At 68.2% G+C, this 14950-nt stretch carries 19 protein-coding genes; 14 read left to right on the forward strand and 5 right to left on the reverse strand.

Annotated elements, in window-relative coordinates:
• The coding region (locus ABDZ95_RS00065; protein ID WP_343788442.1) for a DUF1476 domain-containing protein at window positions 1-320 on the reverse strand (320 nt) is incomplete at its 3' end.
• Window positions 321-589: 269 nt separating this feature from the next.
• On the opposite strand from ABDZ95_RS00065, the gene purC reads away from it, so the two are divergent.
• The 10 genes from purC (at window position 590) to ABDZ95_RS00115 (ending at window position 7466) form a co-directional block, all read left to right on the forward strand.
• Entirely contained in the window at window positions 590-1348 is a 759-nt protein-coding gene (gene purC, locus ABDZ95_RS00070; RefSeq protein ID WP_343788445.1) for a phosphoribosylaminoimidazolesuccinocarboxamide synthase, read from the forward strand.
• Window positions 1348-1587 (forward strand): phosphoribosylformylglycinamidine synthase subunit PurS, encoded by a 240-nt coding sequence (purS, locus tag ABDZ95_RS00075; protein ID WP_343788448.1) that lies wholly within the window; start codon window positions 1348-1350, stop codon window positions 1585-1587. The genes purC and purS overlap by 1 nt, the downstream gene beginning before the upstream one ends.
• On the forward strand, window positions 1584-1715 hold the full coding sequence (locus tag ABDZ95_RS00080) for a hypothetical protein (protein ID WP_343788451.1): 132 nt from the start codon (window positions 1584-1586) through the stop codon (window positions 1713-1715). Before purS ends, ABDZ95_RS00080 begins: the two co-directional genes overlap by 4 nt.
• Window positions 1716-1767: 52 nt before the next feature.
• On the forward strand, window positions 1768-3534 hold the full coding sequence (locus tag ABDZ95_RS00085) for a hypothetical protein (protein ID WP_343788455.1): 1767 nt from the start codon (window positions 1768-1770) through the stop codon (window positions 3532-3534).
• 27 nt (window positions 3535-3561) lie between these two features.
• Window positions 3562-4041, forward strand: a complete 480-nt coding sequence (locus tag ABDZ95_RS00090; RefSeq protein WP_343788458.1) for a YbhB/YbcL family Raf kinase inhibitor-like protein — start codon at window positions 3562-3564, stop codon at window positions 4039-4041.
• Between the two features lies 1 nt (window position 4042).
• Window positions 4043-4747 carry an HD domain-containing protein gene (locus ABDZ95_RS00095; protein WP_343788461.1) on the forward strand — a complete coding sequence of 235 codons (705 nt, stop codon included), beginning with the start codon at window positions 4043-4045 and terminating at the stop codon, window positions 4745-4747.
• 109 nt (window positions 4748-4856) lie between these two features.
• Window positions 4857-6083 (forward strand): MFS transporter, encoded by a 1227-nt coding sequence (locus ABDZ95_RS00100; RefSeq protein ID WP_343788464.1) that lies wholly within the window; start codon window positions 4857-4859, stop codon window positions 6081-6083.
• Window positions 6084-6121: 38 nt separating this feature from the next.
• A complete protein-coding gene (locus ABDZ95_RS00105; RefSeq protein ID WP_343788467.1) occupies window positions 6122-6352 on the forward strand; it encodes a hypothetical protein in 231 nt (76 codons plus the stop codon).
• A 33-nt stretch (window positions 6353-6385) separates the two neighbouring features.
• On the forward strand, window positions 6386-7048 hold the full coding sequence (purQ, locus tag ABDZ95_RS00110) for a phosphoribosylformylglycinamidine synthase subunit PurQ (RefSeq protein ID WP_343788470.1): 663 nt from the start codon (window positions 6386-6388) through the stop codon (window positions 7046-7048).
• 64 nt (window positions 7049-7112) lie between these two features.
• Window positions 7113-7466, forward strand: coding sequence for a DUF1428 domain-containing protein (locus ABDZ95_RS00115; protein WP_343788473.1), 354 nt, complete (start codon window positions 7113-7115; stop codon window positions 7464-7466).
• On the opposite strand, the gene ABDZ95_RS00120 is transcribed toward ABDZ95_RS00115, so the two are convergent.
• Both ABDZ95_RS00120 and ABDZ95_RS00125 read right to left on the reverse strand, forming a co-directional pair.
• Window positions 7463-8497, reverse strand: a complete 1035-nt coding sequence (locus tag ABDZ95_RS00120) for an aspartyl/asparaginyl beta-hydroxylase domain-containing protein (RefSeq protein WP_343788476.1) — start codon at window positions 8495-8497, stop codon at window positions 7463-7465. The two genes, ABDZ95_RS00115 and ABDZ95_RS00120, sit on opposite strands and share 4 nt — an antisense overlap.
• A 30-nt stretch (window positions 8498-8527) precedes the next feature.
• Window positions 8528-8752, reverse strand: coding sequence for a hypothetical protein (locus ABDZ95_RS00125; RefSeq protein ID WP_343788479.1), 225 nt, complete (start codon window positions 8750-8752; stop codon window positions 8528-8530).
• 89 nt (window positions 8753-8841) lie between these two features.
• Here ABDZ95_RS00125 and ABDZ95_RS00130 point away from each other — a divergent pair, with 89 nt between their 5' ends.
• From ABDZ95_RS00130 to ABDZ95_RS00145, 4 genes are read left to right on the forward strand one after another with little or no spacing between them, the layout of a single operon-like run.
• Window positions 8842-9645 carry a hypothetical protein gene (locus tag ABDZ95_RS00130; RefSeq protein WP_343788483.1) on the forward strand — a complete coding sequence of 268 codons (804 nt, stop codon included), beginning with the start codon at window positions 8842-8844 and terminating at the stop codon, window positions 9643-9645.
• A 55-nt stretch (window positions 9646-9700) separates the two neighbouring features.
• Window positions 9701-11905, forward strand: a complete 2205-nt coding sequence (gene purL, locus ABDZ95_RS00135; protein WP_343788486.1) for a phosphoribosylformylglycinamidine synthase subunit PurL — start codon at window positions 9701-9703, stop codon at window positions 11903-11905.
• Window positions 11905-12330: a DUF305 domain-containing protein gene (locus ABDZ95_RS00140; RefSeq protein ID WP_343788490.1), complete on the forward strand. Its 426-nt coding sequence runs from the start codon at window positions 11905-11907 to the stop codon at window positions 12328-12330. The genes purL and ABDZ95_RS00140 overlap by 1 nt, the downstream gene beginning before the upstream one ends.
• The gene (locus ABDZ95_RS00145) at window positions 12309-13502 is read left to right on the forward strand and encodes a glycosyltransferase family 4 protein (protein ID WP_343788493.1); all 1194 of its coding nucleotides are present in this window, start codon (window positions 12309-12311) and stop codon (window positions 13500-13502) included. Before ABDZ95_RS00140 ends, ABDZ95_RS00145 begins: the two co-directional genes overlap by 22 nt.
• Here ABDZ95_RS00145 and ABDZ95_RS00150 read toward each other — a convergent pair.
• Both ABDZ95_RS00150 and ABDZ95_RS00155 read right to left on the reverse strand, forming a co-directional pair.
• Window positions 13495-14319: a TIGR00282 family metallophosphoesterase gene (locus tag ABDZ95_RS00150; protein WP_343788496.1), complete on the reverse strand. Its 825-nt coding sequence runs from the start codon at window positions 14317-14319 to the stop codon at window positions 13495-13497. The two genes, ABDZ95_RS00145 and ABDZ95_RS00150, sit on opposite strands and share 8 nt — an antisense overlap.
• Window positions 14316-14861 carry a 5-formyltetrahydrofolate cyclo-ligase gene (locus tag ABDZ95_RS00155; RefSeq protein WP_343788499.1) on the reverse strand — a complete coding sequence of 182 codons (546 nt, stop codon included), beginning with the start codon at window positions 14859-14861 and terminating at the stop codon, window positions 14316-14318. The genes ABDZ95_RS00150 and ABDZ95_RS00155 overlap by 4 nt, the downstream gene beginning before the upstream one ends.
• Window positions 14862-14950 lie beyond the last annotated feature (89 nt).

Below are 14950 nucleotides of genomic sequence, written 5' to 3' on the forward strand. Positions count from 1 at the left end.
TCGCCGGAGCGGATCTGTTCGCGGGCGACGGACGACAGCTCGTCCATTTTGCGGCGGATTTCGCCTTCCGTGACGGCGATGCCCGAGCCCTCGAAGTCCTGGGCGACCTTGCGGAAGACGTCTTCCTCGCCCGGCTGCTCGAAGTCTGCGCGGACGACGGCGCTGGCGTACTGGTCGGCGCTTTCGGCCGACAGGCCCATCTTCTCGGCGGCCCACAGGCCCAGCAGCTTGTTGCGGCGCGCGACGGCCCGGAATTCCTGTTCCTGATCGAGGGCGAACTTGGACTCGAAGCCCTTTTCCCGATCGTCGAAGGTGGTCATGGGGGTCGCGAGGCTCCGTCAGGCGGCCGAAGCCGCAGTCGAGGTGGTCTATAGCCGCCCGGGGGACGAACGCAACCGGAACTCGACGGGTTGCGGCCTGGTGTCGTGTACAGAGCGATCAAGGCTGTGGTTTGTATCGCGACCCGGGTTCCGCTAAGAGACGCGCGAACGATTTTCCCGCTCGTCTGATTCAGGATCGCGCCGTCCGGACCTCCCCTCTGGCCGCGCGATTTTCGCTTTTCAGGCAGCGCCCCGCCGGACCGTACCGCATGAACGTCAAGCGCAAGAAGATCTACGAGGGCAAGGCCAAGATCCTGTACGAGGGTCCCGAGCCCGGCACGCTGATCCAGTATTTCAAGGACGACGCCACCGCCTTCAACGGCGAGAAGAAGGCCCAGCTCGAGGGCAAGGGCGTAATCAACAACCAGATCAGCGAATTCATCATGTCGCGCCTGAACGGCATCGGCGTGACGAACCACTTCATCAAGCGTCTGAACCTGCGCGAGCAGCTGATCCGCGAAGTCGAGATCATTCCGCTGGAAGTGGTCTGCCGCAACGTGGTCGCCGGCTCGATGAGCAAGCGTCTCGGCATCGCCGAGGGCACGCCCCTGCCCCGCTCGATCATCGAGTTCTACCTGAAGAAGGACGAGCTCAACGATCCGATGGTCACCGAGGAGCACATCACGGCGTTCAACTGGGCCTCGACCCAGGAGCTGGACGACATGCTGGCGATGACGGTGCGCGTGAACGACTATCTGTCGGGCATGTTCGGCGCCGTCGGCATCCAGCTGGTGGACTTCAAGATCGAGTTCGGTCGCATCTGGGAGAACGACTTCGCCCGCGTGATCCTGGCCGACGAGATCAGCCCGGACAGCTGTCGCCTGTGGGACATGACGACCGGCGAGAAGCTGGACAAGGACCGCTTCCGCCGCGACCTGGGCAACGTCATCGAAAGCTACACCGAAGTGGCGCGCCGTCTGGGAATCATGAAGGGCATGCCGACCGTGATCCAGGGAGGACTGCACTGATGGCCGTCAAAGTTAAGGTGCACGTCTTCCTGAAGCCGGGCGTGCTGGACGTTCAGGGCAAGGCCGTCGAAGGCGCCCTGCACGGTCTGGGCTGGGCCGGCGTCGCCAACGCCCGCGTCGGCAAGCTGATCGAGTTCGATTTCGACGGCGAGGGCGATCCCGCCGCCGAGGCGAAGCGCATGTGCGAAACCCTGCTGGCGAACACGGTCATCGAAAGCTACCGGATCGAGGTCGCTTGAACCGGATCGGCAAGTTGCTGGTCGCCCTGTTCGTGCTGGCCTGCTGTCTTGTCTTCGCGGGCGCCCTGGCCGGCGGCCTGATGGACGACAGCGCCTTTACGCAGGCCGCCAAGGACGCCGCGCACTAGCGGTCGTCACGGCGCCGGGGCATCCTCCACCGACGCGGGTGGAGGACCTGGCTTGAGAATCCCGATCTTGATCGCCGGCGTCCTGACGCTGGCCGGCGGAGTGGCCGCTCAGGCGCAGACGGCGACGGATCCTGCATCCGACGGCCTCTGGCAGGCAGCGCACGCCTGCGGAAATCAACCCGACCGACAGGCCTGCTGGCGGCGGGTGGCGGCGACCTGGCCCTCGCCCCTTCGGACACCCGGCACATCCGACGAGTCGGTCGACCTTCCGCCCGAGTTTGAGACGGTCGCGGCGTCCGGCGACGCGTTCGGCGACCTGGCGGCCCGGACGGTCACGCGGCTGGCGTCCGGCGACCCGCCGGCGGAGGCGCTCGAGGCTTTGAAGGCCCTCCCGGTTCTGGATCCGGCGTTTGTTCCCAATCCCCTGTCCGACATGTCGATCGTGTTCGGGCGGCTGGACGCCTATGCCTTGGTGGCTTCAGTCGTCCGGGAGCGGGGGCTGGCGGAGGCGGAGCGGGCTGTGCTGGCGGCATGGGAGGCCGATTTGCCGGCCGACTCGGCGGGGGTGTCCGACAGCGGCGCGGAGACGCTGGCTGCGGACTTCGCCCGGCTGGGCGATCACGCGGCGGTCGAGCGGGTTCTGACGACGCTTGAGCCGGAGAATGCGCCCCAAGCGGTCAGAGAACTGGTCCGGCATGGCCGGCTGGACGCCGCGACGGCGGTGGCGGCCCGGATGACCCCCGCCGAGCGCGAGGCGGGCCTGCGGCGCGAGGCGACGATCGAGCTTGAGCGCTACAGAACCCGGGTCTTGCCACTGATGCAGGCGGCGATGCGGCGGCAGCTGGAAGGAGAGGTCGCCGACCTGCCGGCGTCGGAACGGCCGGCCGCGCTTGCAGCTCTTGAAGAGATGCTGGGGCTCGACGAAGCGATGGTGGCCCAAGGCCTCGCGGACGAAGACTGGCGCGGTCGTGCGAGGGATGAGGTGGAGGATGCGCGGGCGACCCTGGTGCGCGCCGCCGTGACGGCAGGTCGAACCGACATTGCGCGACCGCTGGCGCTGGCGATGTGGGACGAGCCGGTGAACAGGGACGTGACGGGCGCGAACGCGCTGATGGTCGCCCTGCCGGTTCTCGCCGGGCCCGAGGCGCCCGACGCGGCCGCGCGACTGACCGAGGCCGAACGCCGCCTGCGGGGCCGGGACCGGCGGACATTCCCGCTGAAGATCCTCTACGACAGCTGGGTCCGGATCGGCCGGCAGGATCAGGCGGACGCCCTGTTGCAGCGCTGGCGGGGTTTCGCCGAACGCCAGCCGGAGGCGGAGATGAATTCGATCGGCGCCGATCTGGCCCGGATCCTGATTGCGCGGGACGAGGTTGCAGCGGCCGAACGTGTGCCGGCGTTCAACGTGTTGATGCTGCTGCAGCATGACCGGGAGGCGGGCGTCGGCGCCGCGCGGCTCGAGGAGCGAATCGCCGGGCGGGACTATGAGACCCAGCGCACGATGCTGGGCGACTGCAGCTATGGCGCACCCGTCCATGGTGCGTTCGATATGGCCGAGGCCTGTATTCGCCGCCGGATGGCCTACTCCGAAATCCTGCCGCTGGAGCGATGGGGCATCGCCCAGGCGCTGGTCAATCTGGGCGTCGAGCTGGCGCGCAAGGGCGATCACGGCCGGGGTGAGGCCCTGATCGCGGAGGGGCTGGCCTTCAGCCCGGGGCCGCCCGAGCCCTTTATGTCCAGCGACATTTCGGTCGATATCGCCCTGGAGACCATCGTCGGGCCGCCGGCCGCTGAAGCCCCTCGCGCCCTGATGCGTTAAAAGACCTCGCCAACCCGGGAGACCCGCATGACCTTCACCCTGACCTCGAACGACATCACCGACGGCGGCGTGCTGCCCGACGCGCAGGTGCAGGCGAAGGGGAACACCTCGCCGCATCTGGCGTGGTCTGGCGCGCCGGAGGGAACGAAGAGCTTCGCGATCACCTGCTACGACCCCGATGCGCCGACGGGCTCGGGTTTCTGGCACTGGACGGTGGCGAATATCCCGGCGGACGTCAGCGACCTGGCGACCGGGGCCTCGTCGGGCGGTCTGCCCAAGGGCGCGGTCGAGGGCCGGACGGACTATGGCGACGTCGGCTTCGGCGGGGCCGCCCCGCCTCCGGGCCACGGCCCGCACCGCTACATCTTCACCGTCTTCGCCGTAGACGTGGACAGCCTTCCGGTCGGCAATGAGGACTCGGGCGCAAAGTACGGGTTCAACCTGCACTTCCATACGCTGGCCAAGGCCACGATCACGGCGACCTATGAGAACAAGGGCGAAGGTTGAGATGCGGGCGCGCCTGACGGCGATTCTGCTGGCGGCCGCCGTCGCCCTGCCCGTCGCGGCGCAGGAGCCGCCGGCACAGCGGTCGTTGCCGGTCGTCGAGGGCGTCGCGGCCAGCGATGCGCCATGGCGGCGAGCGGTAGCCGATCATGTCGAAGCGCACTTTCGCCACCCCGGCTGGGGCGCGCGGCATGCGGAGCGCAACTATCTGTCGGCGCATGCGATCGCCCGGGCCGAAGGACTGGCCGTCGATGACGACGTGCTGTTCGCCGCCTCGTATCTGCACGACTGGGGCGGGCTGAAGCCATTTGCGGTCGAGGGCGCGGCGCACGAGCAGCGCTCGGTTGAACTGGCCGAGCCCTTCCTGCGCGAGGCGGGCTTCCCGATGGAGAAATGGCCGGGCGTCCGCGAGGCGATCCTCGCGCATGTGCCGGCGGGGCAGCCCGCGTCGCCGGAGGCGATCGTCCTGCGCGACGCCGACCTGATCGATTTCCTCGGCGCCGAAGGCGTCGCGCGTCTGCTGGCGGCGACAGAGGACGACCGGGCTGACATGGATCAGGCCCTGCGCTGGATCGAGGGTTTCGCCGACAGCCTGCCGGGGCGGCTGACCACCGCAGAGGCGCGCCGTCTGGCCGACCCGCGTGCGGCTTATATGAAGGCGTTTCTGGTGCAGCTTCGGTCCGAGCTTCCGGCCGGTTCGAGACCCTGACCGGCGGCGAACACAAAGGTTGATCGAAGACGTCGCCTTCGGCGGTTGAACCTGCGGCGGAACAGCCCATGTTGCAGCGCAACAAGAACGCCCTCCCCAAGGCTCATCGATGACTTCCCCCGACTGCGTCGCGTGTGGCGACGACCTTGCGCCCGAGAACGCTCCGCGCAGCGCCGGCGCGATCGCCCTGACCCTGATCGCACTGGCCATGGGCGGGTTCGCGATCGGGATCACCGAGTTCGCCGCCATGAGCATCCTGCCGGACTTCGCCCGTGGCTTGGGCGTCGACGAGCCGACGGCGGGGCATGCGATCAGCGCCTATGCCGCCGGCGTCGTGGTCGGGGCCCCGATCCTCGCGGCGTTCGGGGCCCGGTTCCCGCGCTGGCTGCTGCTGATCGGCCTGATGGGCCTGTTCGCCGTCGCCAACATCCTGAGCGGCCTGTCGCCGAACTTCGAGACCATGCTGGTGTTCCGATTCCTCAGCGGACTGCCGCACGGCGCCTATTTCGGCGTGGCGGCGCTGGTGGCGGCTTCCACCGTGCCGCTGAAGTTTCGCACGCGCGCGGTGTCGACCATCCTGATGGGCCTGACGGTCGCGACGGTGCTGGGCGTGCCGGTCGTCAACCTGATCAGTCAGGCGCACGGCTGGGAGTGGACCTTCCACATCGTCGGCGGCATCGCCGTTCTGACCATGGCGCTGGTGGCCCTGTTCGCGCCGCGCGATCCGCCGCATCCGGGAGCCAGCCCGCTGCAGGAGCTGAGGGCGCTGAAGAACCGGCAGGTGTGGCTGACGCTGGGGGTCAGCGCGATCGGCTTTGGCGGCATGTTCGCAGTCTATGCCTACCTCGCCTCGACCCTGCGCGAGGTGACCCATGTGGGACCGCATATCCTGCCCTGGGTCTTCGCCGTATTCGGCGTCGGCATGTTCAGCGGCAACATCCTGGGCGCCTGGGCCGGCGATCGTTTCGGCTTCCCGGCGGCGGCGGGTGTGCTGATCTGGAGCGCCGTGGCGCTGGCCTTCTACCCGCTGGCCTCGCAGCACTTGTGGTCGATGCTTGTGGTCGTGCTGTGCGTCGGTGCGGGCGGCGGCCTGGGCTCGATCCTGCAGACGCGGCTGATGGACGTGGCCGGCGAGGCGCAGGTGCTGTCGGCGGCGCTGAACCACTCGGCGTTCAACACCGCCAATGCGCTGGGGCCGTTGCTGGCCGGTGCAGCGGTCACGGCCGGCTTCGGCTGGGCCTCGACAGCCTGGGTTGCGGTGGCGCTGACGCTGGGCGGTCTGGCGATCTGGGTGTGGGCCTGGCTGGATGGAAAACGCACAGCCGTCGCGCGCTGATGTTGCCGGTTCGTTCTCGCCATGGTAGCGTGAACGCCATGGCGAACGTGACGAACGATCTGCTGTACGAAGTCCTCAAGGCGATGCAGACGCGCCTTGATCGGCTCGACGACTCCATGGGCGAGGTCAAGGGAGAGCTCCAGGCGATCCGCGGGCACCTGAGCGCCACAAGTCAGGACATCTCGACCATCTACCAGATCACGACCCGGCAGGATCAGCGTCTGGAGCGTATCGAGACCCGTCTGGGACTTCTCGAACCCGCGCACTGACATTCCGCGCGAACCCTGCTAAACGCCCGCGCCATGAGCGCAGCCGTCATCGTCTTCCCGGGTTCCAACTGCGATCGCGACTGCAAGGTCGCCGTCGAACGCTCCACCGGCGAACAGGTGCAGATGGTCTGGCACCAGGAGACGGAACTGCCGTCGGGCCTGGACCTGATCGTCCTGCCGGGCGGCTTCTCCTATGGCGACTATCTGCGCTGCGGCGCCATGGCGGTGCAGTCGCCGGTCATGCAGGCGGTGAAAAAGGCCGCCGACGACGGCGTCACCGTCGTGGGCATCTGCAACGGCTTCCAGATCCTGTGTGAAGCCGGGATGCTGCCGGGCGCGCTGCTGCGCAACTCGGGCCTCAAGTACGTCTGCAAGCCCATCAGCCTTACGGTCGCCAACGGCCAGACCCGTTTCACCTCAGGCTATCAGGGCCAGCGCGAGGTCGTCATGACCCAGGGCAATGGCGACGGAAACTATTTCGCCGACGCCGAGACGCTGGCGCGCCTTGAGGGCGAGGGCCAGGTGGTCTTCCGCTATGTCGACAATCCGAACGGCTCGGTCGCCGACATCGCCGGCATCCAGAACGCCCGCGGCAATGTGCTGGGCATGATGCCCCACCCGGACCGCGCCTTCGAGGCAGAGCTGGGTTCGGCCGACGGCGCGACCCTGTTCCAGAGCATCTACAACGCCGCCTGATCCGGCGCGCCGGGAACGGCCAGGCGCGGCTGGCGGTTAGTCTCCTCAACCAGAGGAGACGACCATGTCCTACATCGAAGGCTTCGTGACCCCGGTTCCTACGGCGAACCGTGACGCCTATCGCAATCACGCCGAGGAGGCGTCCGAGCATTTCAAGCGGCTGGGCGCGATCCGGCTGGTCGAGTGCTGGGGCGATGACATTCCGGACGGACAAGTCACCGACTTCCGCAAGGCGGTGCAGGCGAAGGACGACGAGACGGTCGTCTTCAGCTGGATCGAGTATCCGGATCGCGAGACCCGCGATCGGGTCAACGCCGCCATGGAGAGCGATGAGGGCATGCAGTCGATGTCGGGCGAGATGCCCTTCGACGGCCGCCGCATGTTCTGGGGCGGGTTCGAGCAGATCGTGAACCGCTAGACGCCCCAGGCAGGAGCGGCCTTGCCGTAGCTGTCGATCGACTCGAACATCGAGGAGACCAGATCACGCTCCTCGGCGGTCAGTTCCGGCTTCCAGACGTCGAAGATCAGGATGGTGCGGTCCAGACCGCTGTCGTTGCGCGCCTCGTGCTCGACGGTGTCGTCGAAGGCCCAGCCCTGCCCTTCCCTCCACTCGCGCACGTCGTTACCGACGCGGAAGCGGCTGCCCGGCGGGGCGATGAGCGGCAGGTGGCAGATCAGCCGGACGTTGATCAGTCCGTGATGCGGCGGGATGCGTGCGCCGCCGCCGAGTTTGGAGAACAGGATCGAGGGCGTCCGGCCCGGCACGCGGCACAGGGGCACGGAGGCCAGCGCCTCCATGGTGCGCGGACAACGGCGAGCCACCTCCTCCTGCTCGACCCCATCCTTCCAGAGAAACAGGGCGCTCCAGTCGGGGTTGTCGATCATGCCGGCGGTGTCGCTGTTCGCCCGGTCCTGGCGGCTTTCGACGTAGGGACGGAAGCGTTCGGGTTCGGTCAGGAGCGCCTGAAGCTCGGCTCGGATGTCGTTCGTGGCGGCCTCGACCCCGGCCATCCATGGCAGTGTCTCGCGCGGCTGGTACTGAACCTGCGGCAGGCCGGGGAAAAGGTAGAACAGGGGCTGTGACAGGTAGAGCTGTTTGCGGCCCGCCATCAGGTCCAGCGACTGGGCGAACCGCTCGCTGGAGGTGACCGGATCGAAGCCGGCGGCGGTCAGGCTGTCGGTCAGATGATCCTCGAACCGGCGCTTCTGCTCCTGGGTGGCCGCGTGAACGCGGCGCAGTTGGGCGACGAGTTGGGGCGCGAGGCCGCGGCCGTCTCCTGCCGTGCGGAGCGCGAGATTGTAGAAGGTGGTCGCCGTCCGGCCATCGCCGAGACCGAGCAGCGCATCGCCCTTCGCGATCAGGGCCGGAATGTCGCGCGGGTCGACGGCCAGACGGCGCTCGGCCTCGGCTATGCGCTGTTGCAGGATGCTGGCCGGTTCGTTCCCCATGCGGGGATCGGACGGCGGCCAGCCCCGAAGTCAAGGGGCGACGTTCGAGGTTCGGTCGGTCGTCCCGCCGGTGTCGACGTCGGTTTCTTCCTCGCCGTCGTCGACGTCGGGCGTGCGAACGCCACCGGGATCGCGTTGGGCCTGCAGTTCGCGCTCGCCAAGCCCGAGGCCCTGTTCACGGGCACGATCGGCCTGAACGGTGTCGGTTTCGAAGTGAGGGGTTTCGGCGGGCGGGGTCTGTTTCGGATCGGTCATCGGGGGTTCTCCTGTTGCTCCCATCTCAACAGGTCGCGAGCAGCGCCGGTTCCGGTGAACCGAATGGCCACGCCGGGCGTAATGGCTGCATGACCGAGATTCTCCGCCCGACCTCCGCCCAGAAACAGCGCCGCCTGATCGTGCTGGCTCTCGCCGTCCTTTCCGTCGTCGTCGCCTATGCGCAGATGGGCTTCGGCATCGGCCAGACACCCGAGCAGTTTGCCGCGGACAGCGACGCCACCCTGCGGGTAGCCGGCTACGCTTTCGCGATCTGGGGTGTCATCTACGCCGGGCTGATCGTTTACGCGGTGCGTCAGGCCCTGCCGGCGACAGGGGAGAGCCGGCTGATCAACAGGCTCGGCTGGCCCTCGGGGCTGGCCTTGCTGGGCATCGGGCTGTGGATCGTGGCCTCGGCCATGGACTGGGAGGGCGCGACGGTCGGGCTGATCTTCATGGCCCTGCTGGCGCTCATGATCCCCATGGCGCAGGAGGCGGCCACGATCAGGGCCCTGCCGCTGAAGCATCGCGACCGCTGGATGGTGGTCTGGCCGCTGGCCCTGCTGGGCGGCTGGCTGACCGTGGCGTCGCCGCTGAACCTGATCACCGTCCTGACCGGCAACGGCGACCTGCCGGCCATGCTGTCGCCGACGGCATGGGCAATGATCGCCATCGTGTCCGCAGGTCTGGTCACGCTGGCGATGAGCGCGGCGCTGAGGACCGTGGCGTGGTCGATCCCGGTGGCCTGGGGTCTGGTCGGCGCCTTTGTAGCCGAGCAGGAACGCAATCCGCCGTTGGCCATGGTGGCGGCGGCCGCGGCGGTCGCGGTGCTGGTCGGCGCGATCCTGCTGAGCCTCGCCTTCCGTCGCCGGGTCGAACGACCCGCCCACGCCTGAGAAGACGTCGGCCGGTCCTTACGTTTCGCGCCGAGTCCGGCTATGAGGCCCGGCCATGAGCGCTCCCCAGAAGACCATGGCCGAACTGGCCGCCGAATACGGCTTGGCCCCCAATGAGTACCAGGTCGTCCTCGACCGGCTGGGCCGCGAGCCCAACCACGTCGAACTGGGCGTCTTCTCGGTGATGTGGTCCGAGCACTGCTCGTACAAGTCGTCGAAGATTCACCTCGGCAAATTCCCGACCACCGGCGATCGCGTCATCTGCGGACCGGGCGAGAACGCCGGGGTCATCGACATCGATGACGGCGACGCCTGCATCTTCAAGATGGAGAGCCACAACCACCCGTCCTACATCGAACCCTATCAGGGCGCGGCGACGGGCGTGGGCGGCATCATGCGCGACGTCTTCACCATGGGCGCGCGCCCGGTGGCCCTGCTGAACGCCCTGCGCTTCGGCGATCCGTCGCACGAGAAGACGAAGCGTCTGGTCTCGGGCGTGGTGTCGGGCATCGGCGGCTACGGCAACTGTGTCGGCGTGCCGACCGTGGCGGGCGAGACGAACTTCCACGCCGGCTACAACGGCAACATCCTGGTCAACGCCATGTGCGTGGGCCTCGCCAGGTCGGACGCCATCTTCTATTCGGCCGCGCCGGCCGCGGGCTTCTCGGTGGTCTATTTCGGATCAAAGACCGGCCGCGACGGCATCCACGGCGCCACCATGTCGTCGGCCGAGTTCGACGACGAGTCCGAGAGCAAGCGCCCGACCGTGCAGGTCGGCGATCCCTTCGCCGAGAAGCTGCTGATCGAGGCGACACTGGAGCTGATGGCCTCGGGCGCGGTCGCCGCCATCCAGGACATGGGCGCCGCTGGCCTGACCTCCTCGTCGGTCGAGATGGCCGGCAAGGGCGGCGTCGGCATCGAGCTGGACATGAACGCCGTGCCCCAGCGCGAAGAGGGTATGACGGCCTACGAGATGATGCTGTCGGAATCGCAGGAGCGGATGCTGGCGGTCCTGAAGCCGGGCCGCGAGGCGGACGGTGAGCGCATCTTCAAAAAGTGGGGCCTGGACGCCGCCGTCATCGGCAAGACCACCGACACCGGCCGTCTGGTGCTGAAGCACCATGGCGAGACAGTCTGCGACGTGCCGCTGGCCCCGCTGTTCGACGACGCCCCGATGTACGACCGTCCGTGGGTCCAGCCGGAGTTGCAGCCGCGCCTCGATCCGAAGGAAGTGCCCGCTCCGGAGAGCTGGCCCGACGCCGTGCTGAACGTCGTCTGCTGCCCGGACATGGCGTCCAAGCGCTGGATCTGGGAGCAGTACGATCGCCACGTGATGGCCGACACCCTGCACGACTCGGCGACCGGCGCGGACGCCGGCGTGGTGCGCGTGCACGGGACCGACAAGGGTCTGGCGGTCACCAGCGACTGCACCCCGCGCTATGTGCAGGCCGACCCCTATGAGGGCGGCAAACAGGCGGTGGCGGAGGCCTGGCGTAACCTGACGGCCGTAGGTTCGCGCCCGATCGCGATCACCGACAACCTGAATTTCGGCAATCCGCAGCGCCCCGAGATCATGGGCCAGATCGTGCGCGCCATTGATGGTATGGCCGAGGCCTGCCGCGAGCTGGACTTCCCGGTCGTGAGCGGAAACGTGTCGCTCTACAACGAGACCAACGGGGTCGCGATCCCGCCGACGCCGACCGTCGGCGCCGTGGGCCTGCTGTCCAACTATGACGTCGTGACCGGCTTTGGCGGCATGGCCGAGGGCGATGTGCTGGTGCTGATCGGCGAGACGCACGGCGAGCTGGGCTCGTCCATCTATCTGCGCGAGGTGCTGGGCCGCGAGGACGGCGCGCCGCCGCCGGTGGATCTGAAGCTCGAGCGCAAGACCGGCGACTTCGTGCGCGAACTGATCGAGGCCGGCGACCTGACCTGCGTGCACGACCTGTCGGACGGCGGTCTGATCGGCGCGGCGGCGGATCTGGCGCTGGCGTCGGATTGCGGCGTCGAGCTGGACGCCACCTCGGCGACCCATGCCCATGTCTTCCTGTTCGGCGAGGATCAGGCCCGCTACCTGACGGCCGTCAGCGATCCGACCGACGTCATCGCCAAGGCCCAGGCCGCCGGCCTGCACGCCTCGGTCGTCGGTCGCGCCAAGGGCACGGATTTCGCCTCGGGCGAGCTGTTCCGCATACCGCTGGAGCACCTGCGCGAGATGCACGAGAGCTGGATGCCGAACTGGATCGAAGGACGCGGCTGATGCGTATCGCCGCCGCCCTGCTGACCGCGCTCGCCCTTTCCGCCTGTGACGGCGGAGGCGATCCTGTGAACCAGGCCCTGCGAGATACGGCCTCGGCCAATCACGCCGCGCAGGTCAAGGACGGCGCGGTGTCCGCCTCGCCTCACGCCGGTCATGCCACACCGGGCGCGCCGACGGCGGGCGACCGCGCCTTCGCCGCTTCCGAAGCCTCGATGCACGAGAAGATGGCCGCCGCTTCGGGCGAGACGGTCGATCAGGCCTATATCGCCAAGATGATCGCCCACCACGAAGGCGCGGTCGAAATGGCCGAGGTCGCCCTGCGCGACAGCCGCGACCCGGAAATCCGCCGTATGGCCCAAGCCGTGGTCGATGCGCAGACCCGCGAGATCGCCGAGATGCGGGCGTGGAGATCATCCGCCGAATAGCGGCGCTCGTCGAAAGTTCGCCGCTCCGCCTCTATTGTGTCGGGCCGACGCGCTATCCTGCCCAGAATCCGAACCGGAAAGATCGGGATTTCATGAAGGTCGCGATCGTCCTGCCGCCGGGCTGCCAGTTTTCGGCGGCGCGGCCGAACTCGATGGAAACCGTCGTGCGCACGCTGGCGGCCGCGGCATGCGACGAGCAGACGTTGCGCATCTTCTGCGATGCCGGGGCGGAGGAACGCGATCCCCGGGCCTGGCCGCTGCCCTCGGGGCTCGGGCGGTCCCGCGCGCTGGTGAGGGCGTTGCAGGCGTTTGAACCCGACATCATCGAATTCCACCAGAACTCCCGTTTTGCGGCACGACTGGCGCAACGGTTTCCGGACGCCGTCCGCATCCTCTACAGGCACAATGACGTCCGGCCGCCACGGGGGGCCTTCGCCGCGTGGCGATATCGTCAGCGGTACGAGCCCTTCGATGGACTGGTCTTCGTCAGCCAGGCGTCACAGAACGCATTCGTGGACGCCTTTCCCGAGTTTGCGGACCGGGCGTTCACCATCCGCAACCCGATCGATGTCGGCCTCTGGGGGGCGTCGCCGGAGAACCGCGAGAAGCTGATCGTCTTCTCCGGCAGGGCAATTCCGGAAAAGGGCGTCGACCTGCTGTGTCGCAGCCTGCCGGAGGTTCTGGAGCGTCATCCGGAATGGCGCGCGAAGATGTTCCTCGGCGACTGGAGCAAGCACGCGAAGTGGGCAGCGCCTCACGTCGAGCAAATGCTGGCCCGAAGCGACCGCATCACAGTCCACCGGCACGCCCCGCTGGCCGAAGTGCGCGAGGCGACGCGGCGCGCCGCCATCGCCGTGACGCCATCCGTCTGGGCCGAGCCGCTCGGGCTGTCCGCGCTGGAGGCGCACGCGGCTGGGGCCGCGCTGGTCTCGTCCGGGCGCGGCGGGCTGAAAGAGGTCAGCGGCCCCCACGCCCTCTATGTCGATCCGCTGGATGAAACGACGCTAGGGCAGGCGATCGAGCGTCTGATCCTCGATCCGGATGAGCGCCTGAGATTGGCTCGCGGCGGCCAGACCTATGTGGCCGACGTACACGCGCCGGCTGTCCGCGCCGTCGAACTGAAGGATTTGAGGCGCAGTCTGATTCTGGCGAAAGCCGTGCGGTCTAGCTGACCACCGGCACCGCCTGACTCAGGCGGCCGCCGACACGGATCGGCTCGACACGGGTGGCCAGGCCCGTGCGGTCGTCGGTCTCGACATAGACGCCGCAGATGGTCGCCGGGCCGTGGGCCGGGGTGTAGCGACCACCCGAGATGCGGGTCGTGAAGCGCCGCAGGGGCTCTTCCTTGTCGTTGCCGATGACGGAATCGTAGTCGCAGCAGCCGCCGGCGTCGGTCTGATAGGCGGTGCCGCCCGGCAGGATCTGGCAGTCGGCGGTCGGGACGTGGGTATGGGTGCCGACCACCAGCGAGGCGCGGCCGTCGCAGAAATGGCCCATGCCCATCTTCTCGCTGGTCGCCTCGGCGTGCATGTCGACGATGATGGCGTCGGCGGCGAGGCCCAGCGGACAGGCGGCCAGTTCCTTCTCCACCGCGCTGAACGGATCGTCCATCGGGTCCATATGGACGCGGCCCAGCACATTCATGACGAGAATGGTCCGGCCCGACTGGGTCTCGAACAGATTGGCCCCGGCGCCCGGCGCATCCATCAGGCGCGGATAGTTGAGCGGACGGATCAGGCGCGGTTCGCGCACGATATAGGTCAGGGCCTCACGCTGGTCCCAGCTGTGGTTGCCCAGCGTCAGGCAGTCGGCCCCGGCCATGAACAGCTCGTTGGCCGTGTGCTCGGTGATGCCGAAGCCGCCGGCGGCGTTCTCGGCGTTGACCACGACGAAGTCGAGCTTCAGGTCGCGCTTGAGGCCGGGCAGGTGATCGGACAGGCCATCGCGGCCGGACTTGCCCACCACATCGCCGAAGAACGCTATTCTCATGGGACGGCCATATACCCGACCTCGGTCAGAACGCCATGCAAACGAACGTCATGGGATTCGAGAGACAGGCCCTCGACCTGCTGGCCGGCATAGGCGACGCCGATGCGCAGAGCTTCGGGGAGGGCCGCGAAGGTCCGATCATAGTAGCCGCCGCCCTGCCCCAGTCGACCGCCTGCTGCGTCGAAGGCCAGCATCGGCGTGAGGATCAGGGCCGGGCTCAGCACCTCGGCCAGAGGCAGGGGAGCCGGTACGCCGATCGCGTCGGGCTCCAGCGGTTCGCCGGGCGTCCACCGGCGGAAGATCATGGCCTCGTCGGGCTGGATCACCACCGGCAGGCAGAGGTCGCGCCCTTGTCGGGCCAGAGCCAGCGACAGGGCGTCCATGTCGATCTCGGAGCCGATGGCGCGATAGACGGCGACGGGATCGCCGGGCGGCAGGGCCTCGACATGCTCCGCGAGCCGGGAGGCGGCCATAGGGTCCAGGCCAGCCAGTCGCTTGCGCTGGGCCCGCATGCTCGCCCGGATCTCGGCCTTGTCGGTCATGGGGATGGGGTAGCCTATTGAAGAGCCGGTAGCTATCGGGCGAGCGTGAAGCCGCCACCCCTCCACCATGCTCCGCATGGTCCCCCTCC

This window comes from Brevundimonas kwangchunensis (assembly GCF_039523815.1).
Classification (GTDB): domain Bacteria; phylum Pseudomonadota; class Alphaproteobacteria; order Caulobacterales; family Caulobacteraceae; genus Brevundimonas; species Brevundimonas kwangchunensis.